Raw genomic sequence first — 20242 nt, 5'->3', positions numbered from 1 at the left:
GTCGGAGCCCTCACGCCGCGCCTCTCAACGGTCCTCGACGAGGCGCACGAAGTCCTTCTCGTTGCGCTCCACCCGGCGCACGTACCAGCGGGCGAGCAGCACCAGCGGCGGGTAGACGCAGAATCCGAGCACGGCCCATTCCAGGGTCGCGCCGTCCGGCATCGCGGCGAAGACGAGGGGCAGCGGGCCGATGAGCAGCACGAGCACGGCGAACACCACGAGGGCGACCCGGAGTTGGCTGCGGATCAGGGAGCGGACGTAGGTGTGGCCGAGCGTGGTCTGTTCGTCGATCTCGGTCCTGGGCCGGTAGTAGCCGGAGGTCCGGCGGGTCCGCCGGGGCACGCCGGTGACGACCACACGGCGCTCGGTCGGGTCCTGTGGCACTCCCCGCCCCCTAGCTCGTGGTCCGGCGCAGCAGCAGGTCGCGCAGTTCGCGGGCGTGCCGACGGCTGACCTGGAGTTCGACGGAGTCGACGAGGACGCTCACCGTGCCGGCGTCCAGGCGGAGTTCGCCGATGTGGCGCAGGGCGACGAGGTGGCGCCGGTGGATGCGGACGAAGCCGCGGGAGCGCCAGCGCTCTTCGAGGGTGGACAGCGGGATCCGGACGAGGTGACTGCCCTGGGCGGTGTGCAGCCGGGCGTAGTCGCCGTGGGCCTCGACGTGGGTGATGTCCTCCACGGCCACGAAGCGGGTCACTCCGCCGAGTTCGACGGATATGTGGTCGGGGTCGGGCTCGTGCACGGGGATCAGCGGTGCGGTGTCCCGGAGTTGCGCGGCCCGGCGGACGGCCTCGGCGAGCCGCTCCCTGCGGACGGGCTTGAGCACGTAGTCGACGGCCTTGAGGTCGAAGGCCTGCACGGCGAATCCCTCGTGGGCGGTGACGAACACGACGAGCGGCGGCTTGGCGAAGCCGGTGAGCAGCCGCGCGAGATCGAGACCGTCCAGGCCGGGCATGTGGATGTCGAGGAAGACGACGTCGATCGCCTCGGGGCCGCCGGGTCCGGACTGCAGGGCCCGGTTGATCCGGCGCAGCGCCTCGGTCGCGTCGCTCGCGCCCTCGGCGCTGCTGACCCGGGGATCGGCGTTCAGCAGATAGAGGAGTTCCTCGAGGGAGGGTTGTTCGTCGTCGACGGCGAGCGCGCGCAGCATGAGAGTGGAGTGTAAGAGCGATTCGTACGCCTGGACATGTGCGGGGCGTGGACATCGCCGCTGGATGTGGCACGGATGCGGCGCCGCCGGTGAACGGGCCGGACGGTCGCGGCGCGCCGGATGCGGTGCCGTAGGCGCACCGGGCCGATGGCCGCGGCACCCTGGATGCGGAGCCCCCGGCGCACCGGGCCGAAGGTCGCGGCACCCTGGATGCAGAGCCCCCGGCGCACCGGGCCGATGCTTGCCGCGCGCTGGATACAGTGCCGCCATGAACAGCAAGCCCACGGGGTTCGACGAACTCGACCGCAAGATCATCACGGCCCTGATGGCGAACGCGAGGACCAGCTTCGCGGAGATCGGCACGGAGGTCGGGCTGTCCGCCACCGCGGTCAAGCGCCGGGTCGACCGGCTGCGCGAGACGGGTGTGATCACCGGGTTCACGGCCACAGTGAAGCCCACGGCCCTCGGCTGGCGCACCGAGGCGTACGTCGAGGTGTACTGCGAGGGCGCGGCACCGCCCCGGCGGCTCGCCGAGGTGGTGCGCAACCATCCGGAGATCACCGCGGCGATGACGGTGACCGGGGGCGCGGACGCGCTGCTGCACGTGCGGGCGACCGATGTGGAGCACTTCGAGGAGGTGCTGGAGCGGATCCGGACGGAGCCGTTCATCCGGAAGACGATCAGCTACATGGTGCTGTCCCACCTGCTGCCGGAGGCGCCGGAGGCGGGGGCGACCCATGCCGCTCCGGATGACGCAGCAAACGTGCGCTGAGCCTCGCGACCACGCAGCAATACTGCGCACACGCGCAGCTCTCGTCGCTTGTCGCCCGTATCCGCTGTTTCCTACCTTGGAGGCACCCCCCAGCCGACACCGCAGGAAGCGGAGGAACCTCTCTGTGCCCGACAGCCGTGTGCCGCGCCCCCGGCGCTTTCTCGTCTGCGAACCCAGACACTTCGCCGTGCAGTACGCCATCAACCCCTGGATGCATCCCGACACCCCCGTGGACGTCGATCTGGCCCAGGACCAGTGGAGGGCGCTGATCAGCGCCTACCGAGCGCACGGCCACACCGTCGACTCCGTGGAGCCGGTCGCCGATCTGCCCGACATGGTGTTCGCGGCGAACTCCGCGCTCGTCCTGGCCGGCCGGGTCTTCGGCTCGCTCTTCCACGCACCGCAGCGCCGCCCCGAGTCCACCGCGTACGAGACCTGGTTCAAGGCGGCCGGGTTCGATGTCTATCGCCCCGAGTCGGTGTGCGAGGGCGAGGGCGACCTGGTCCCGACGGGCCGCTACGTCCTGGCCGGCACCGGATTCCGTACGACACCCGAAGCCCACCGCGAGGTGCAGGAGTTCTTCGGCGTCCCGGTGATCGGCCTCCAGCTGGTGGACCCGCGCTTCTACCACCTGGACACGGCCCTCTTCGTCCTCGACGAGGACAACATCGCCTACTACCCGGAGGCGTTCTCGCCCGGCAGCCGCGAGGTGCTCGCCCGGCTCTTCCCGGACGCGGTCCTGGCGACCCGTGCGGACGCCATGGCCTTCGGCCTGAACTCCGTCTCCGACGGCCGCCACGTCTTCATCTCACCGCGCGCCGAGGCGCTCGCCGACCAGCTCGTCCGCCACGGCTACGTCCCCGTCCCCGTCGACCTGTCGGAGTTCCACAAGGCCGGCGGCGGCATCAAGTGCTGCACTCAGGAGATCCGTTCATGACCGCTCCCGCCCGTACGCGCACCTCCGCAGAGCTGATCCGCGCCGAGGCGCCCGTCCTCGCGCACAACTACCACCCGTTGCCCGTGGTCGTGGCCGGCGCCGAGGGCACCTGGGTCGAGGACGTCGAGGGCCGCCGCTACCTCGACATGCTGGCGGGCTACTCGGCCCTCAACTTCGGGCACCGCAACCCGGTGCTGATCGAGGCCGCCCACCGCCAGCTCGACCGGCTGACCCTCACCTCCCGCGCCTTCCACAACGACCAGCTGGCCCACTTCGCCGAGTCCCTGGCCGAGTTGACGGGCCTGGACATGGTCCTGCCGATGAACACGGGCGCGGAGGCCGTGGAGAGCGCCATCAAGGTGGCCCGCAAATGGGCGTACGAGGTGAAGGGCGTCGCCCCGGACCAGGCGACGATCGTCGTGGCCGCCGACAACTTCCACGGCCGTACGACGACCATCGTCAGCTTCTCCACGGACGAGACGGCCCGCAACGGCTTCGGCCCCTTCACCCCCGGCTTCCGGATCGTCCCGTACAACGACCTCGCCGCGCTCGAAGCAGCCGTCGACGAGACGACCGCGGCCGTGCTGATCGAGCCCATCCAGGGCGAGGCGGGCGTCGTCATCCCCGACGACGGCTATCTCACCGGCGTACGCGACCTCACCCGCCGCACGGGCTGTCTGTTCATCGCGGACGAGATCCAGTCGGGCCTCGGCCGCACCGGCACCACCCTCGCCGTCGAGCACGAGTCCGTCGTCCCGGACCTGCTCCTGCTCGGCAAGGCGCTGGGCGGCGGCATCGTGCCGGTGTCGGCGGTGGTCGGCCGCCGGGACGTGCTCGGCGTGCTGCGCCCGGGCGAGCACGGCTCGACGTTCGGCGGCAACCCGCTCGCCGCGGCGGTCGGCTCGGCCGTCGTCCACCTGCTGGAGACCGGTGAGTTCCAGCGCCGGGCGGCCGAGCTGGGGGTGGTCCTGCGGGACGGCCTGGCGGCGCTGGTCGGCAAGGGCGTCGAGGGCTTCCGCGCGCGCGGGCTGTGGGCGGGCGTCGACATCGACCCGTCCATCGGCACCGGCCGCGAGATCAGCGAGGGCCTGATGCGCGAGGGCGTTCTGGTCAAGGACACCCACGGTTCGACGATCCGGCTGGCCCCGCCGCTGACCATCACCGCGCAGGAGCTCCGGTCGGCTCTCGGGGCGCTGGAGAAGGTTCTTACGCAAGGGGTCTGACACCGGCCGAGAGGTGGGGTCCGTCCGTCCTTGGATCGCTCGGACGGACGCTCCCCAGAACGCGGGGTCCCCGCGCTCGTCGCGCAACCCCCGGGAAGCCCCTCAGTGCCTTCACCCTGCCGACGTCGGCAGGGAAGCCATTCAGCGCCTCGGTGCCGACGTCGGCCGGGAAGGCTGCCGGCGCCTTCAATGTCGACCTCGGCCGGGAAGCCCGCCGGCGCTTTCCGTGCCGACCTCGGCCGGGGTGCGCAGCCGTGCGTGTCGGTCGGCGTCGATCCGGAGAAGTGCCGTTCCTATGGAGGGCGGAAGGCCCTTCAGCCCTCCACCCGCGCGCCCGGAGGATGCCATGTCGTTCACCGACGAAGAGATCGCCTACATGCGGTCACAGCCGCTCGCCCGCGTCGCCACGCTGTCCTCCGACGGCCGGCAGCCCGATGTGGTCCCGCTCGCCTTCGAGTACGACGGCACGTACTTCTGGGTCGGTGGGACCGGCTCGGCGGTCACCCGAACCCGCAAGTTCCGCAACGTCCGGGCGGGCCACCACGAAGTGGCCCTCGTCATCGACGATCTGGTCTCCCTCGATCCGTTCATCGCACGAGGCGTACGGGTCTACGGTCGCGCCGAAGAACCGGTCGAGCGCGTGGGGATGGTCGGACCGGGCTTCTACATGCGCATCACGCCCACGCTCTCCTGGAGCTGGAACATGGAGGGCCGACCGGCGGGCCAGGAGTGGTACGCGTCGCCGCGGACGGTCCACGAGGCCCCGCCCCGCGACTCAACGATCCATTGACAGGTCAAGGTCACACCGCGGTTCGCCCGCCGTCGGCCGGGATGAGGGCTCCGGTGATGTACCCCGCCTGAGGCGACGCGAGGAACGCGATGACATCGGCGATCTCGTCGGCCGCCGCGGCACGATCCAGCAGCGTGGTCTTCCCGAGCGCGGCGATCCGGTCGGCTGCTGCCCCCGCCGTGTACGCGGGCCCCGGGGCGATGGTGTTGATCCGGACGCCCGACGGACTGAATTCGGCGGCCCACGCACGGGTCAGGGCGGCCAGCGCAGCCTTGGTGGCGCCGTAGGCGGCACTGCCGGACAGACCGATCTGGCCGACCATGCTGCCCAGGTTGATGATGCTGCCCGTCCCCCGGGCTGCCATCTTCGGTGCGAGCGCGGCCGTCAGGTAGTAGGCGGACCGCACGTTCGCGGCGAACAGCGCGTCGAACGTGTCGGCAGCGAGGTCGGCGGTGGGGCCGAACCAGGAGAACCCGGCGTTGTTGACCAGGACGTCCACGTCCCCGGCGGCAGCGGCCAAGCCGTTGAGCGCCTCCAGATCCGTGAGATCAGCCGCGATGAACTTCGCGGTGCCGCCGGCCTCGGTGATCTGCTTGACGACTGCGGCGCCGCGGCTCTCGTCCCGGCCGTGCACCAGGACCGCATGCCCCTGCTCGGCCAGCTTCAGGGCAACGTCCCGGCCGATGCCGTTCGTCGCTCCCGTCACGAGGGCTACGGACCGCCCCGCGGGAGGGTTGAAGTCACTCATGATCACTCCATTTGAGTAGACCGGTCTGTTCACTATGGATACTAGGCAGACCTGTCTACCTGAGTCAAACATGGGAATGGCAGGCCGGCCTGGCGTCGGCTTCCTGGCTGGGTGCACACGTCGCCGGCACCCAAGGGAGGGGTGGGTGACAACCCCGGTGGCCATCGGGGAGCGGATGCCCCGCCGCCTACCGGAGGGGGTCGCCGCAGTGCCGACCCACGAAGGAGCAGCGCCCCCGCCGACGAGAACCCCGCGAGGGTCTACAGGCCCGACGCCGCCGGGGTGACGTTCAGGCCCGAGCCGGCGCCGGCAGGGAGGAACTCGCCGTGAGCGCCGTCCGCTCCTGGTCCGCCGCGTCGTCGCCCTTGGGTGCGGCGTCGAACAGGAGCGCCGCCGCGGCACGGGCGGTGGTGGCGGCGGAGGGGTCCCGGTCCATGCGGGCCGAGAGCCCGGCGCCGTCGTACAGCAGATGCAACTGCCGAGCGAGCGCCTCGTAGTCGACCACGCCGGCCTCCCTGGCGAGATCCATGAACAGGGTCCGTACCCAGGAGCGGTAGAGGTCCGCGGCAGCCTCCGCGGAACTCCCGCGCGGCGCCTCGGCACTGGCCGTCGTGAACGCGCAGCCGTTGAACCCGGGCTCGCAGAACAGCTCGCCCTGCGCGTCGAACACGCCCAGCAGCCGCTCGCGCGGCGTGCGGAAGCGCGTCAGGGTGCGGTCTATGCGCTCACTGGTGCTGGCATGACGGGATTCGAGGTAGGCGCGGACCAGTTCGTCCTTGCTGCCGAAGATGTTGTAGAGCGAGGCCTTGGCGACTCCGGCCCGCTCGATGATCCGGTCGATTCCGACGGTCTGCACCCCCTCGCGGTAGAACAGTTCGTCCGCCGCGGCGAGAAGGCGGTCGCGTGCGGACGGCTTCGGAGTGTTCACCTTCGGCACGGAGTCTCCCCTCGGATCGGTTGTCCACCTTACGGGCTTCCCGCGGCGCATCCGACGGCCTGCGGGCGGCCCGCCCTATGGCACTAAATCAACCTTCAACATTCAACTATAGACAGACCTGTCTTACCGGTCAAGGAGTGTGAACCCTGCCTCAACGCCGTGGAGCGTGCGGGTGCCCGCCGGACCACGTTCGCCGACGTCGACGGGAATGAGTTCGACCTGATCGCGGGCTGAGCCGTAGAGAAGTTGGTAGTTGGCTGAGCGGTACAGAAGTCGGCTGAGCCGTACAGGAGTTGTCGACGGATGGAACAGAAGAGAAGGAAGAGGAGAGACAGATGACGACTCGAGAACCCAGGATCCCCGGACCCGACCATCCGATCACGATCGAGGAGACCGGACTGCGCGTGGTGGCCCGCGTCGGCGCGCAGGTAGTGGCCGACACCAGCCGGGCCCTGACACTGCGAGAGGCGACCTACCCGCCGGTGCAGTACATCCCGCTGGATGACGTCGACCAGACACTGCTGGCGGCCAGCGACACCCAGACGTACTGCCCGTACAAGGGCGACGCCTCCTACTACAGCATCGTCCTCCCCGAGAGCCCGGACGCCGAAGACGGCCTTGCCGACGCGGTGTGGTCCTACCGGGAGCCGTACGACTCGGTCGCGCGCATCGCCGGCCATGTCGCCTTCTACCCCGACCGCGTGCAGGTTGTGGTCGAGGCGGCCTGATCACGGCATCGGTGACAGTGAGGGGGGCCTGCCGGCGACCGGCGGGCCTCTCCTCGCCAGGCGTCTCCTCAGCGGGCGTCTGCTCGCCGGGCCTCTCCTCGCCGGGCCTCTCCTCGCCGGGCCTAACCGACTCAACGCGGACGCGGGCACGGGCACGGCCCGCTGTATCGGCGGCGCCCCGCCCGCCCACTCGGGGGTGCACGATGCCTGGACTCCGCTACGGGGCAGCTCTGCCGAGGTCGAGGTGTCCGACGCGGGCCACGTTCTCCCGGTCCTCGGCGTCCTGACTGGCCTCTGCCGCGAACCAGGCGTCGAGGATCTCTTTGAGCAGCGGCTCGGACGTCAGGCGGAGGCTGAGCGCCAGCACATTGGCGTCGTTCCAGCGCCGCGCACCGTCCGCCGTGTACGCGTCCGTGCACAGAGCCGCTCGTACCCCTGGCACCTTGTTCGCGGCGATCGATGCGCCGGTGCCGGTCCAGCAGCACACGACCGCCTGGTCCGACTCCCCCGCGACGACCTCACGGGCAGCCGCCTCCGAGCATGCCGCCCACTGCGCGTCGTCCCCGGGGCGCAGCGCCCCGTGCGCCACCACCTCGTGGCCACGCCCGCGCAACTCCGCGAGAAGGGACCGGGCCACGGGTTCGTCCATGTCCGACGAAACGGAGATCCGCATGCCACCGAGCCTACTCAGCGGATGAGTTGCCGGATACCGGACGCTGCCGCCTCTCGTGGCTCCGAAGGCGTGGGAGAACGACTTCGTGCAGGGCACGGCTGCCGTTCCCGGCCGCCCCTCCCGTGTGGATCCGGACGCCCGAGTCGGCGGCGTCGAACGCCACGAGGGTGAGGACGCGCGCGGGACCGCCGGCGAGTTCGATCGACACCGGGATCTCCCCCGGCCGGAGGCGTCGAGCACGGCATCGACGCCGTCCGGGGCGGTCGCCCGCACCCGGTCGGCGAGCCCTTCGCCGTAGGTGACCGGGGCCGGCGGCGGCCACCGGAACGTCCACGACCCGCAGCACCTCACTGGTGCCGTTCCCAGCGGTTGAGGAGACAGTTGTCCCAACGGTTGAGAAGGAAGCGCCGCGGCTCACCGCACCGACGCGGCGGGCGGACGCTCGCGCACAGCGCCGTAGCCGATGAAGTACGCCGGTACGCGCTTGAGCCACGGTGAGGTGGTGAGCAGTTTGCTCATCCGCTCCGCCCTCTTGGTGCTGCCGAAGGGCGCGTGTCCCGCGAGCACGGGCGCGACGACCCGCGCGTGAGCGAACCGCTGCAGTGCCTGCGTCGCCGCCGTGGTCGGCCACCGGCGTCGCTGGACGCCGCGTACGTCCCGCAGGCCGAGCACACCGCCGCGCAGCGGTTCGACGAGATGCCGTGCGGCGGCCACCGCGTCCTGGACTGCGAGGTTGATGCCGATGCCAAAGATGGGTGACATCGCGTGCGCCGCGTCACCGATGCACAGCAGTCCCGGGCTGTACCAGCGCCGGAGGCGGTCGAGCCGTACGTCGAGCATCTTCACCTCGTCCCATGACCGCAGCGCATGCGCCCGGTCCGCGAGCCAGGGCACGGCGGCCGAGAAGTCGGCCATGAACCGCTCGAGACCGGCGGCGCGGCGCTCGGCGTCGGTCCCCTTGGGAATGAGCGCGCCGCACTGCCAGTACTCCCCACGGTCGATCATCACCGTGAGCATCCGGTCGCCGGCCCCTCCCACGAACCCGTGCGGGTCACCGTCCCGCCGTGGCAGCCGGAACCACCAGGCGTCCATCGGGCAGGTGAACTGCCGCAGCCGCAGTTCCGGCCGCGACCGGGCCAGCGAGCCCCGGCCGTCGCAGGCCACCGTCAGGGTGGCCCGCAGTTCGCCGGTACGGCCGTCGGACGTGCGGTACCGCACCCCGGTGACCCGTCCGTGCTCCACCAGGAAGGACGTCGCCTCGGTGCTCATCCGTACGGAGAAGGACGGCTCTTTCCGGGCCTCGTCGACGAGGAGGTCGAGCAGGTCCCATTGCGGCACCATCGCCACATAGTTGTAGGGGCCCGGTAGTACGCCGAGGTCCGAGACGGTGATCGGCGAACCGTCCGCGCCGAGCGGCAGCTGAACCGTGGTCAACCGACGTTGCCGCAGTCGGGCGAAGCGCTCGGCCAGACCGAGGTCGTCCAGCAGCGCCAGGGTCGAGGGATGCACGGTATCGCCGCGGAAGTCGCGCAGAAAGTCGCCGTGCTTCTCCAGGACCGTGACGGCGACTCCAGCCCGGGCCAGCAGCAGGCCGAGGACCATTCCCGCGGGGCCGCCGCCCACCACGCAACACGTCGTCCGCTCCATCGCAGCCTTCCCTTCGGCGACCCCGCGACCCCCGCGACCGAGCCAAGGCCGGTACGGCGCGGGCCGTCACGGCGCGGCCTGGTACGGCACGCCGTCATCGTCGGCGGCCTCGTACAGGCGGCCGTACCGGTGCCGTACGGGCCTGTACGGCACTGAGCCGGACCCAGTGACGCCAAAGTCCGGCTCGCTGCGCTCACGCGGTCCTGATGTCGTCCACCCGTTCGCCCTCCGCCTGGGACGGCTCGGTCCTGGGGACGTCCGGGTGCACCATGGCTGAACGCTCAGCCGGTTCGTCGCGCTCGCCCTCGGCCTGGGAGGGTGTGTGAGAGTACAGCCAGGTGTCGTAACCCGAGTCTTCGGATTTCATGGCGGGCCTCCCTTGGTGGCTCCTCTCCCATGCTCCTCCCCCGAGCGCAGCAGAGCGAGACCAGCCGGCCCCGCGCTTCGTGTCAGGAGCACCGGTGCCGCCGGATTCCCAGCCCAGCCGGTCCCCGGTGGTCCTCGAGCTCGCCGACACGTGTGTAAGCGGATCACGCCCGACGGCTCTCAGAGCTCACGGGAGGAGCGGGACCTCAAGGGGGTCAGGCCGGGCGGAACCGAAGCGCGGACCACACCTCGTCGATGGCGACCTGGCGGACCGGCTTCACACCCTGAGCGACGAGTGCTTCGCGCAGGATGTCACGGTTGAGATCGGTGCCCAGCTGGCCCGCCTTCGGGTATGCGATCCACACCAACTTGTCGCGTCGGGCTCCCTCGATCGCCGGGGCGGCGACGGTGTCGAGATCCGCCCGGCTGTGCACGAAGGCGACGACCACATCCGCTTCTTCCGGCGCGTCGACCGTCGTCACACCCTCCGCGGCCACCAGCGGTACGTCACCCGTACCGGCCAGGCAGGCGAGCCGTTGCCCCGGCTTGATCTGCAACTTCGCAGCGAGTTCCATCCGAGGAGCATACGGGCGTGCCGCCGCCCCGTCGCTCGTCGTCGACCGAGCCTCGGGGAGCACGGTCGGCACCGCCACGGACGTGCACCTTGTTGCCGTCCTCGGCCCGGGGCCTGGTTGGCGTCCTCGGCCCGGGGGCCTACCCGCATGCGCCGCACCCCGCCGTAGTCACATGGTGGCGGCCCCCACTTCCAGCCCGTCCGTTGTGGTGTTCGGAGGCCTGCCGAACGCAGTGCGCCCGTCAGTAGCGTCCGGGCGTCCCACCGCGTTCACAGCCTCGGAGGCAGACCTATGCGCAGAGTAGAACCCCCCAGCAGCGCACCTGCGTCGCGCGGCCCGGCCGGCAGCAGGAGGGTGCGGCCGGCGGCCCTCGGCGCGGCGGTGCTGCTGGTACTGACCGCGGCCCCGGCCGATGCCCTCGCATCGGAATCGGGGATCCGCGGACACTGCGCCCGGGTGGACCGACTGAGAGTTCCGGGGGCCGAACGGCAACAGGTGGACTGTCTGGACGAGTTGACCACCGCCGGTACGGTCGCCTCCGGCCACACCGACCCGGCCGACTGGGCAGGGCTGACACCGAAGGATCTGGCCACACCTCGCGGCGTCCCCGGCATCCAGCTCGACGGATACTTCCCCGATACGTCGACCACCGACACGAACCACGGCTGGAACCATGACGCCCAGTTCGTCATCCGGCTGCCCGATCACTGGAACGGGGGCCTGGTGATCGCCGGCGCGCCCGGAACCCGGGAGCAGTACGCGAACGACCGGGCCATCAGTGACTGGGTGCTTGCCCGGGGTTACGCCTTCGCCGCGACCGACAAGGGCAACACGGGTGCGGCGTTCTACCGCGACGGCGCCCGACCGGGTGGCGCTGTCGTCGAGTGGAACGAGCGAGTCACCCAACTCACCCGCGCCGCCCGCACCGTGGTCACCCGGCGATACCTGCGGCCCCCCACGCGGACCCTGGCGACAGGGATGTCGAACGGCGGTTACCTCGTGCGCTGGCAGCTCGAGAACCATCCAGAGCTGTACGACGGAGGAGTGGACTGGGAAGGCGCCCTGTGGCGAGAGGACGGTCCGAACCTCTTCACCTATCTGCCGGCCGCACTGCGCTCCTACCCTGGCTACGCAGCGGGTGGCGACGGTGCGGAGAGCGCCCGCCAGGACCTGCTCGACGCGGGTTTCCCGGCAGGCTCCGAGTTCCTGTGGCCGTACCACCACCACTACTACTGGGACCTGACGCAACGGATCTACCGCGAGGAGTTCGATCCGGCCTTCGACGGCGCGACAGAGGCGGGGACTCCTTACTGCTCGCCCGGGACGCCGGCCTGCGACGCCGACTACGACTACGCCTCCCGGCCGGGCAGCGTGCACGATGCCGTGCGGCGCGTCTCCCTGACGGGACGGATCGGCAAGCCGCTCATCACCTTGCAGGGCACCCTCGACGTGCTGCTCCCCATCTCCAAGGACTCGGACGTCTACGCCGGCATGGTGCGGGACGCGGGCCGCGGCGACCTCTTCCGGTACTACCGAATCGAGGGCGGCACCCACGTCGACTCGCTGTTCGAGGGTTTCCCCGACAAGCTCCGGCCGATGGTCCCCTGCCACCGCGCAGCCTTCACCGCGCTCGAGGACTGGATCGGTCGCGGCCACCGGCCGCCGCCGCCCAGTCGCACCGTCCCACGCCCCGATGGGGCTGAGCCGCACACGCTGCTCACTGACTGTCGGCTCGCCGGTTGATACCGCCTCCATGACAGCGCGGAACGACGGGGCCCTCCGCACGAGGGCCCCGTTCCGGGATCAGCCACCGGTGGCGTGCGAGGGGGTCAGGTGGTGCAGCCGGAGTCGGCGATGACGAAATAGCCGGGCGAGGCCTCCTTGAGGGTGTGAGTGATGGCGACGTTGTTCAGGCCCATGTTCTGGTTGGAGCCGTTCGCGTAGGCGTAGCCGCCGCTTTGGTGGGCGCGGCCTTGCCTGACCTGGTTGTAGTTGTTGTCGGTGTAGCAGCTGGGTGCGGTGCCGGTGGTCGTCCCTGTGACGGCGGCGGAGGCGGCGCCGACGGCGCCGGAGGAGTCGACCGCGGCGACGGTGTAGCGGTAGGAGGTGGCGGCGGCCAGGCCGGTGTCGGTGTACGTGGCGCCCGCGGGAGAGCCGATTTTGGTCCCGTTGCGGTAGACGGCGTAGGACGAGGCGCCGCTGACGGCGTTCCAGGACAGGGAGATGCTGCCGGTCGTGGCGGTGACGGTCACGCCGGTGGGCGCGGGCAGAGTGCCGGTGCCGCCGCCTGGGGCCGATCCGTCCAGGCCCCAGAAGAGCGCGGTGTGGTAGCTGGAGCAGATGGTGTCGATGTAGTAGGTCGCCGCGGTGCCGCACTGGTCGGCGCCCGACCCTGGGTCGACGGCGAGGCCGTGGGCCATGCCGGAGACGGAGAAGAGGGCGACGGCGGGCTGGCCGTCGGCGTCGTCGTAGATGCTCTCGGTGGTGTTGCCGACCAGGCTCTTCGTGCTCGACGCCGTCTGGCTGATGCCCCAGACGTCGGTCCACTGGTCGCGCAGTTCGGTGCCGTTCACCGGGACGACCGAGGTGTCGGAGGTGCCCTGCCAGATGGCGACCCTCGGCCACGGGCCGGTATGGCCCGGGTAGGAGTTGCGGACCTTGTCGCCCCACTGTGCCGGGGTGAGGTTCAGGCTGCCGTACTGGCAGCTCGAGGCACCGCTCAGGGTGGTGGCGCACTGCGCGGGCAGCCCGGAGTCGACGGCACCGCCTGCGAACACGTCCGGGTAGTCGGCGAGCAGATCGGCGGTCATACCGCCGCCGGCGGACAGGCCGGTGACGTAGACGCGGCGGGGGTCGGAGCCGTGCTGCGCCACGGCGTAGTCGACCATCTGCTTGATCGAGGCGGCCTCACCCTTGCCGCGCGTGTCCTTGCCGGCGTCGAACCAGCTGAAGCAGGACGAACTGTTGTTGGTGGAGTTCGTCTGCGGGTAGACCAGGTCGAAGGCCCACTGGTCGGCGAACTTCTGCCAGCCGGAGTGGGTGTGGTAGTCGCTCGCCGACTGGGTGCATCCGTGCAGGGCCACGACGAGCGGTGCGTTCGCCGGGAGATCGACCGGCGCGTACTCGTACATCGTCAGATTGCCGGGGTTGGAGCCGAAGCCGGTGACCTGTCGAAGGACGCCTCCGGTGGCGGCGCCGGCGGGCCTTGTGACGGCAGCGGCCCCTGTGGCGGCCGCTGTGCTCATGCCGGCGACGAGAGCGAGCGCGACGGCGAGACCGAGCGCCACGGCGAGCGCGGAGCGCCGCAGCGCTCTTCGCAGGATGGACTGGCACACGATGACCTCCTGGTGTGGGGAGACGGGGCGCGGCGCCGGCCATGGCCTCTGTCCGCGGTAGGCGTTGGTGCCGGCCATGGCCTCTGTCCGCGGTAGGCGTTGGTGCCGGCCGCGCAGCTTCCGCCGCCGGAAACGTACGGCGCCGCAGACACGGCGGACATGTGGCGGGCGGCCATGGCTGCTTCCCCACGCGTATTGCTCCCAGCCGTGGCGTCCGCCTGATCGGTGCCCTACACGGGACGGCAGCCACCCAGGCATTGACGCAACGTCAGAAGAGTCGGCGAAGGGGCAGTATCAGTCCGATCGGACACGGTTCCACCCGACCACGCGGGCACATACACTGACCCCCACCGCATGCCCGCTGACCTGCTAGAACGCGGCGGTTGAGCCGATCCGCCAGAGTGAGGAGCGACCCGTTGTTCTACTACCTGCTCAAATACGTCCTTCTGGGTCCGCTGCTGAGGCTCGTCTTCCGGCCTCGGATCGAGGGACTTGAGCACATTCCGTCATCGGGCGCGGCCATCGTGGCCGGCAACCACCTGTCGTTCTCGGACCACTTCCTGATGCCCGCGATCCTCAAACGGCGGATCACCTTCCTCGCGAAGGCCGAGTACTTCACGGGACCGGGGATCAAAGGGCGTCTGACGGCCGCGTTCTTCCGCAGCGCCGGGCAGATTCCGGTGGACCGCTCCGGCAAGGACGCGGGTCAGGCCGCGATCCGCGAGGGGCTCGGGGTGCTGCGCAAGAACGAGCTGCTCGGCATCTACCCGGAAGGCACCCGCTCGCACGACGGCCGCCTGTACAAGGGCAAGGTCGGTGTCGCGGTGATGGCCCTCAAGGCCCAGGCCCCGGTCATTCCGTGCGCGATGATCGGCACCTTCGAGGCCCAGCCGCCTGGCAAGAAGATCCCGAAGGCCCACCCTGTGGTGATCCGCTTCGGCGAGCCCCTCGACTTCTCCCGCTACGCCGGGATGGAGAACGAGAAGGCGATCCTGCGCGCCATCACCGACGAGATCATGTACGCCATCCTCACCCTCTCCGAGCAGGAGTACGTCGACCGGTACGCGGCGGAGGTCAAGGCCGAGGAGGCCGCCGAACGCGCCGCGAACGCCCGTAAGTTCCCCCGGATGCCGCTGAGTTGACGGAGGTCAACCGCAGGAACGTACACCCTGTACATATGTACACCCTGTACATTCTTTACGTATGAGACGTTCTGTAGTGATGGGAGCGACGGGTCAGATCGGGCGGGCGGCGGTGAACGCGCTCGTGCGGGACGGCTGGGAGGTGACAGCCGCGTCGCGCGGGGGCGGTCGGGACGCGAGCTGGCCCGAGGACGTGCGGACCGCGCGGCTCGACCGTGAGGACGACGCCCAGCTGGCCGCGGTGATCGGCGACGGGTGCGACGTCGTGGTGGACATCGTCGCGTACGGGGCGGAACACGGGCGCCAGTTGGTGGGACTCGCCGATCGGGTCGGCTCGGCCGTGGTGATCTCCAGCGTGTCGGTGTACGAGGACGACAAGGGGCGCGGCTTCGACACCCAGGCGGAGCCGGGCGGCTTTCCGGCCTACCCCGTGCCGATTCCCGAGACCCTGCACACGGTGCGGCCCGGCGACGAGACGTACAGCACCCGCAAGGCGGCGCTGGAGCGCGAACTCCTCGCCGTGGGCGACCGGTTGCCGACGACGTTGTTGCGCGCGGGCGCGATCCACGGACCGTACTGCCGCGCACCCCGAGAGCTGTACTTCGTCAAGCGCAACCTCGACGGCCGCGCGCGGCGGATCCTCGCCTTCGGCGGCTCGAGCCGCTTTCATCCGGCGAGCGTCCACAACATCGCCGAGTTGATCCGCCTGGCCGCCGCGCGGCCGGGATCCCGGGTCCTCAACGCCTGCGACCCCGACGCGCCGACGGCGGCCGAGATCGGGGCGGCCATCGACGCGGTGATGGGGACGGAGACCGAGACGGTCCTCGTGGACGGTCCCGCGCCGTCCCCGACCGTGGGCGTCTCCCCGTGGTCCGTGGACCTCCCCGTCGTCTGCGACATGTCGGCGGCCGCACAGGAGCTGGGCTACCGCCCGGCCCGGGGTTACGCCGAGAGCCTGCCGGAAACGGTCGAGTGGATCGAACGCCAACTGGCCGGAAAGGACTGGCGGGAGGCCTTCCCTTCGCTGGCGCGGGCCTATGGCGACCTCTTCGACTACGCGGCGGAGGACGCCTGGTTGGCATCATGAGCGAGGGGCGGCCGGTTTTCCCGGCCGCCCCTCGCCACGTACGGATGACTACGGCTTGGGCGTGGCGTGCGGTGCGCACGTCACGTCCGCCGCGTCCGTCTTGCCGGTGAGCAGGTAGGTGTCCACCCGCTGGTTGATGCACGGGTTGACCAGGCCGGTCACGCCGTGCGAGCCCGCGTCCTGCTCGGTGATCAGGCGGGAGCCCTTGAAGCGCTGGTGCAGTTCGACGGCGCCGGGGTACGGGGTGGCGGCGTCACGCGTGGACTGCACGATGAGGACGGCCGGCAGACCCTTGCCGGTCTTCACGTTCACCGGGGTCTGCTGCTTGGCCGGCCAGGTGGCGCACGGCAGGTTCATCCACGCGTTGGCCCACGTCATGAACGGGTAGTCCTTGTTGAGCCGCGTGTTGTCCTTGTCCCACTTCGACCAGCTGGTGGGCCACTTGGCGTCGGCGCACTCGACGGCCGTGTAGACGGCGTTGCCGTTCTCCGAGGAGATGTTGCCCGCGGTGTCCGACATGTCGGGGGCGGCGGCGTCGACGAGCGCCTGGGTGTCACCGGCGACGTACTTGCTGAACGCCGTCGCGACCGGCACCCACGAGGAGTCGTAGTACGGGGCGCTCTGGAAGAAGGAGATCAGTTCGGCGGGGCCGACGACGCCACCGAGCGGGCTCTTCTTCGCGGTGGCGCGCAGCTTCAGCCACTGGTCCTGCACCTTGGCGCGGGTGTCGCCGAGGTGGAAGGCCGCGTCGTTCTTGGCGACCCAGTCCTCCCAGTCCTTCCACCGGCCCTCGAAGGCGATGTCCTGCTCCAGGTTGGCCTGGTACCAGATGTTCTCCTTCGCCGGGTTGACGACGCTGTCGACGACCATGCGCCGGACGTGGCCCGGGAAGAGCGTGCCGTAGACGGCGCCGAGGTACGTGCCGTAGGAGACGCCCAGGTAGTTGAGCTTCTTCTCCCCGAGGGCGGCCCGGATGACGTCCAGGTCGCGCGCGGTGTTGGGCGTGGTCATCTGCGCCAGTACGGCCTTGCCGCTGCGCTCGGCGCAGCCGTCCGCGTACTCGGCGGCCAGCTTGCGCTGGGCGTTCTTGTCGGCCACGGAGTCCGGGACCGGGTCGGCCTTGGGCGCCTTCACGAACTCCTGCGGGTCGATGCAGGAGATGGGCGCCGAGTGGCCGACACCACGCGGGTCGAAGCCCACGAAGTCGTACGCCTTCGACGTGTTCACCCAGAGGGGGCTCTTGGTGGTGACACGGCGCGGGAAGCGCATGCCCGAACCACCGGGTCCGCCCGGGTTGTAGACGAGCGCGCCCTGGCGCTCCTCCTTGGTGCCGGTGTTCCCGATGCGGTCCACGGCCAGCTTGATCTGCTTGCCGTACGGGTGGGCGTAGTCGAGCGGCACGGAGACCCAGCCGCACTGGATCGGCTTCTCGAAGCCCCAGTCCGCGGGGCAGTCCTGCCAGTCGATCCCGGCCTTCGCGGCCCGTTCCGCGGCGACGGCGGCGCCGCGCTGTTCCCGGCTCTGGCCGTGGCGCGAGTCGGCGGTGGCCGACGGAGCCGCCACGGCACCGGCTATCAGGGTCGCCGTGACGAGCGCTCCGGCCGAACCCAGCGCTGTCACCCGTCTCGACGGTCTCATGGACCTCAAGTGGGACCTCCCCGTACATCGTTGCGATTGGTACGGGGATCCTTTCGGCTGTGAGGCCCCTGAGAACAGATGTGACCGGCCTTCTTTACTAATCCGATAACCGGTGTGCGCTGTTCCGTTGAGCGGAGACGGTACTTCCGGCCGCGCAGTGAGGCTCGTCTCAGCAGCCGAGCGTCCGCAGCGCCTCGTCCAACACCCGCCGCAGCCGCAGTCCGTCGGGCGCGAGCGCGGTGACGAGCACGGCGGGCCCGGCGAGCGGCACGAGGGCCGCATGCTCCCCCAGCAGTCGCGCCCGCACCGGCTCCTTCTCGAACTCCGGCCGTACGACGACGAGTTGCCCCAGGGCGCGATGTCCCGCGAGGACGGCGGGCCCGTCCCAGCCGCCCGGCGCGCCGGGGCCGCACGCCACCTCCTGGTCGAGCAGCGGCCGCCCGTCGAGCCGCACGGTAAGACGACTGGTGAGCCGTCCGGGTTCCTCACCGGCCCGCCCCAGTACCTGCTCCTCCCGGAAGACGAGCCGGGCACCTCCCCGGAGTTCGACGCGCGAGGACACGGACAGGTCGCTGCCACCCGCGGAGATCAACTGCTCGGGGAGCCACCGCAGTTCGCCCCCGTCGGCGACGTCGAGGCGCACGTCGTAGCGCGCCTCCCCCTTGTTCTGCCCGGGCAGCGCGATGGTGGCGGCGGCCGACCCGAGGTGCAGCCGCGCGCCCTCGTGCACCTGCGCCCGCACGGTGAAGTGATCGCCGCCGAGCGGACCGCTCATCGCGCCGACCAGCATGACGCGCGCCTCAGAGCCACTGGCCCGGGTGCGGCGCAGGGCGAGCGGCCCGTCCCCTTCCAGCACCGGCAGTGAGGTCCCGCCCCGCCCGTCGTCCCGTGCCGAGATCCGCGCGATGGCCCGCACTCCCGCTGTCGTCATGCCGTCCACGCGGCGAGCCGTTCCCGCACCCACGCGGCGACGTCCGTGACCCCGGCCTCACTGCGCAGCGACTGGAAGACGACGGGCAGTTCGGCCCGCTGCGCCTTGGCATCGGCCGCCATCCGCCCGAGGTCGGACCCGACGTACGGCGCCAGGTCGGTCTTGTTGACGACGAGCAGGTCAGCGGTCGTGACCCCGGGCCCGCCCTTGCGCGGAATGTCGTCCCCGCCCGCCACATCGATGACGAAGACCTGCGCGTCGACCAGCCCCTTGGAGAAGGTCGCCGTCAGGTTGTCGCCCCCGGACTCCACCAGAATCAGATCCAGCGGCCCGACCTCGTCCTCGAGATCTTCCACCGCCTCCAGATTGGCGGAGATGTCGTCCCGAATGGCGGTGTGCGGGCAGGCCCCCGTCTCGACGGCGGTGATCCGCTCCGGCGGCAGCACGGCCTCCCGCAGCAGGAATTCGGCGTCCTCACGCGTGTAGATGTCATTGGTGACAACGGCGAGCGACAACTCGTCCCGCAGCGCCTTGCAGAGCGCGGCGACGGTGGCGGTCTTCCCGGACCCGACGGGTCCACCGAGCCCGATCCGCAGCGCCCGCCGCGCCCCGTCGGGACGATGAGCGTCGGCACTGACGGCAGAGGGCCCGTCATGAGTGTGGTCAAGATGCATGATACGGCTCCAAATCTTCCAAAATCCGGGCCGGCCACCCCAGCCCGTCCGGCGTTGGAGGACGAGGCCGTTCAGGCCGCTGAGGGGGCGGGAGGCGAAGCCCCCCCGGGTATGGGGCGGGTAGAGGCGGTGAGGGAGTGGGGGCGGTGAGGGCAGTGGGGGCAGTGGGGGCGGTGAGGGCAGTGGGGGCGAAGAACTCCTACGACGCGAACAGACGTACCGGCCAAGCGGCATGCGCCTCCGCGGAGATCTCCAACAGCGGAGCCGAAGCGGCGGGCAGCGCGTCGACCCCGTCGTCGATCACCCGTCGAGCCGCGTCGGCCGCCTGATCGGCCACCCGGTCCAACTCCGGCGCAAGCCGGGCGAGAACCGCGCTCGCGTCAAAGGGGTCCAGACTCAGCAACCGCACCGTCGCGGTCGCCGGCCCACTGACCGCCTCGTACGCGGAGCAGTACGCGGCGTCATCAGGCCCGAGCCCGGCAGCCCGCGCGGCCAGCCCGAGTACCACGGGCTGATGTGCCCCCTTGGGGAACTCCCTTGCCAGCGCGTCGAGTTCAGCTGAAGGCCATGTCGCCCGGACCGCTCGCATCAACTGCCGCCCGAGCCGCCGCGCGGCGACCCGCAGGGCAGGCGACGGCGTACGCGCCTCGGCCGCCGCGTCCAACGCCACCGGGTGGGCACCGAGTGCGGCGGCCGCGGCCAGCGAGGCCGACACGAGCCCGGTCGTGTGCAACCGGCCCCGGCAGAATTCCTCCAGGCTGGCCGCCCCGGTGATCCGCCCGGCCTTGACGGCGGCCTCGGCCCCGCCGGAGTGGGCGTGTCCTCCGGCGGGAAAGCGGCCGTCGGCCAGGACGAGCAGTGCTGCCCTGGACATCAGAAGAGGAAGTAG

The 20242-nt window shown here is 70.7% G+C and carries 21 protein-coding genes; 8 read left to right on the top strand and 13 right to left on the bottom strand.

Annotated elements, in window-relative coordinates:
• Positions 1 to 24: 24 nt before the first annotated feature.
• Entirely contained in the window at positions 25 to 384 is a 360-nt protein-coding gene (locus tag ACFVXA_RS31580) for a hypothetical protein (protein ID WP_383742572.1), read from the bottom strand.
• Between the two features lie 10 nt (positions 385 to 394).
• Positions 395 to 1150: a LytTR family transcriptional regulator DNA-binding domain-containing protein gene (locus tag ACFVXA_RS31575; protein ID WP_362014926.1), complete on the bottom strand. Its 756-nt coding sequence runs from the start codon at positions 1148 to 1150 to the stop codon at positions 395 to 397.
• Positions 1151 to 1418: 268 nt separating this feature from the next.
• Here ACFVXA_RS31575 and ACFVXA_RS31570 point away from each other — a divergent pair, with 268 nt between their 5' ends.
• The 4 genes from ACFVXA_RS31570 (at position 1419) to ACFVXA_RS31555 (ending at position 4872) form a co-directional block, all read left to right on the top strand.
• Positions 1419 to 1922: an Lrp/AsnC family transcriptional regulator gene (locus ACFVXA_RS31570; protein ID WP_362014923.1), complete on the top strand. Its 504-nt coding sequence runs from the start codon at positions 1419 to 1421 to the stop codon at positions 1920 to 1922.
• Positions 1923 to 2046: 124 nt separating this feature from the next.
• Entirely contained in the window at positions 2047 to 2859 is an 813-nt protein-coding gene (ddaH, locus tag ACFVXA_RS31565) for a dimethylargininase (RefSeq protein WP_390027953.1), read from the top strand.
• Positions 2856 to 4082: an ornithine--oxo-acid transaminase gene (gene rocD, locus ACFVXA_RS31560; protein ID WP_383742575.1), complete on the top strand. Its 1227-nt coding sequence runs from the start codon at positions 2856 to 2858 to the stop codon at positions 4080 to 4082. The genes ddaH and rocD overlap by 4 nt, the downstream gene beginning before the upstream one ends.
• A 346-nt stretch (positions 4083 to 4428) precedes the next feature.
• Positions 4429 to 4872, top strand: coding sequence for a PPOX class F420-dependent oxidoreductase (locus ACFVXA_RS31555; RefSeq protein WP_383907508.1), 444 nt, complete (start codon positions 4429 to 4431; stop codon positions 4870 to 4872).
• A gap of 10 nt (positions 4873 to 4882) precedes the next feature.
• Here ACFVXA_RS31555 and ACFVXA_RS31550 read toward each other — a convergent pair whose 3' ends face one another.
• Both ACFVXA_RS31550 and ACFVXA_RS31545 read right to left on the bottom strand, forming a co-directional pair.
• Complete coding sequence (locus ACFVXA_RS31550) at positions 4883 to 5620, bottom strand: SDR family NAD(P)-dependent oxidoreductase (RefSeq protein WP_390027950.1); 738 nt, start codon at positions 5618 to 5620, stop codon at positions 4883 to 4885.
• 289 nt (positions 5621 to 5909) lie between these two features.
• Positions 5910 to 6557: a TetR/AcrR family transcriptional regulator gene (locus ACFVXA_RS31545; protein WP_390027948.1), complete on the bottom strand. Its 648-nt coding sequence runs from the start codon at positions 6555 to 6557 to the stop codon at positions 5910 to 5912.
• A gap of 335 nt (positions 6558 to 6892) precedes the next feature.
• Between ACFVXA_RS31545 and ACFVXA_RS31540 the strand changes: the two genes are divergently transcribed.
• Positions 6893 to 7285, top strand: a complete 393-nt coding sequence (locus ACFVXA_RS31540; protein WP_362014904.1) for a DUF427 domain-containing protein — start codon at positions 6893 to 6895, stop codon at positions 7283 to 7285.
• Positions 7286 to 7502: 217 nt separating this feature from the next.
• Here ACFVXA_RS31540 and ACFVXA_RS31535 read toward each other — a convergent pair whose 3' ends face one another.
• The 4 genes from ACFVXA_RS31535 to ACFVXA_RS31520 all read right to left on the bottom strand — a co-directional run bounded on the left by ACFVXA_RS31535 (position 7503) and on the right by ACFVXA_RS31520 (position 10546).
• Positions 7503 to 7958, bottom strand: a complete 456-nt coding sequence (locus tag ACFVXA_RS31535; RefSeq protein ID WP_362014901.1) for an RpiB/LacA/LacB family sugar-phosphate isomerase — start codon at positions 7956 to 7958, stop codon at positions 7503 to 7505.
• 414 nt (positions 7959 to 8372) lie between these two features.
• Positions 8373 to 9605, bottom strand: a complete 1233-nt coding sequence (locus ACFVXA_RS31530; protein ID WP_383907502.1) for an FAD-dependent oxidoreductase — start codon at positions 9603 to 9605, stop codon at positions 8373 to 8375.
• 193 nt (positions 9606 to 9798) lie between these two features.
• Positions 9799 to 9972, bottom strand: a complete 174-nt coding sequence (locus tag ACFVXA_RS31525; protein WP_362014895.1) for a hypothetical protein — start codon at positions 9970 to 9972, stop codon at positions 9799 to 9801.
• 214 nt (positions 9973 to 10186) lie between these two features.
• Positions 10187 to 10546, bottom strand: coding sequence for a hypothetical protein (locus tag ACFVXA_RS31520; RefSeq protein ID WP_362014892.1), 360 nt, complete (start codon positions 10544 to 10546; stop codon positions 10187 to 10189).
• A 291-nt stretch (positions 10547 to 10837) separates the two neighbouring features.
• On the opposite strand from ACFVXA_RS31520, the gene ACFVXA_RS31515 reads away from it, so the two are divergent.
• Positions 10838 to 12289, top strand: coding sequence for a tannase/feruloyl esterase family alpha/beta hydrolase (locus tag ACFVXA_RS31515; RefSeq protein ID WP_390027944.1), 1452 nt, complete (start codon positions 10838 to 10840; stop codon positions 12287 to 12289).
• 86 nt (positions 12290 to 12375) lie between these two features.
• Here the strand turns inward: ACFVXA_RS31515 and ACFVXA_RS31510 are convergent, their stop codons facing one another.
• The gene (locus ACFVXA_RS31510) at positions 12376 to 13791 is read right to left on the bottom strand and encodes a PHB depolymerase family esterase (RefSeq protein ID WP_390027996.1); all 1416 of its coding nucleotides are present in this window, start codon (positions 13789 to 13791) and stop codon (positions 12376 to 12378) included.
• A 506-nt stretch (positions 13792 to 14297) separates the two neighbouring features.
• Here ACFVXA_RS31510 and ACFVXA_RS31505 point away from each other — a divergent pair.
• Both ACFVXA_RS31505 and ACFVXA_RS31500 read left to right on the top strand, forming a co-directional pair.
• Positions 14298 to 15023, top strand: a complete 726-nt coding sequence (locus tag ACFVXA_RS31505) for a lysophospholipid acyltransferase family protein (protein ID WP_362014884.1) — start codon at positions 14298 to 14300, stop codon at positions 15021 to 15023.
• A gap of 61 nt (positions 15024 to 15084) precedes the next feature.
• Positions 15085 to 16110: an NAD-dependent epimerase/dehydratase family protein gene (locus tag ACFVXA_RS31500; protein WP_384020939.1), complete on the top strand. Its 1026-nt coding sequence runs from the start codon at positions 15085 to 15087 to the stop codon at positions 16108 to 16110.
• Positions 16111 to 16158: 48 nt separating this feature from the next.
• On the opposite strand, the gene ACFVXA_RS31495 is transcribed toward ACFVXA_RS31500, so the two are convergent.
• The 4 genes from ACFVXA_RS31495 to ACFVXA_RS31480 form a co-directional block, all read right to left on the bottom strand.
• Positions 16159 to 17748: an alpha/beta hydrolase gene (locus ACFVXA_RS31495; protein ID WP_383742600.1), complete on the bottom strand. Its 1590-nt coding sequence runs from the start codon at positions 17746 to 17748 to the stop codon at positions 16159 to 16161.
• A 169-nt stretch (positions 17749 to 17917) separates the two neighbouring features.
• The gene (locus tag ACFVXA_RS31490) at positions 17918 to 18679 is read right to left on the bottom strand and encodes an urease accessory protein UreD (protein WP_390027941.1); all 762 of its coding nucleotides are present in this window, start codon (positions 18677 to 18679) and stop codon (positions 17918 to 17920) included.
• Complete coding sequence (ureG, locus tag ACFVXA_RS31485) at positions 18676 to 19353, bottom strand: urease accessory protein UreG (protein WP_362014872.1); 678 nt, start codon at positions 19351 to 19353, stop codon at positions 18676 to 18678. Before ureG ends, ACFVXA_RS31490 begins: the two co-directional genes overlap by 4 nt.
• 199 nt (positions 19354 to 19552) lie before the next feature.
• The gene (locus ACFVXA_RS31480; protein ID WP_390027938.1) at positions 19553 to 20227 is read right to left on the bottom strand and encodes an urease accessory protein UreF; all 675 of its coding nucleotides are present in this window, start codon (positions 20225 to 20227) and stop codon (positions 19553 to 19555) included.
• Positions 20228 to 20242: the final 15 nt, after the last annotated feature.

Source organism: Streptomyces sp. NPDC058246 (assembly GCF_042881985.1).
GTDB lineage: Bacteria > Actinomycetota > Actinomycetes > Streptomycetales > Streptomycetaceae > Streptomyces.
This window is presented reverse-complemented; position numbering and strand designations above follow the sequence as displayed.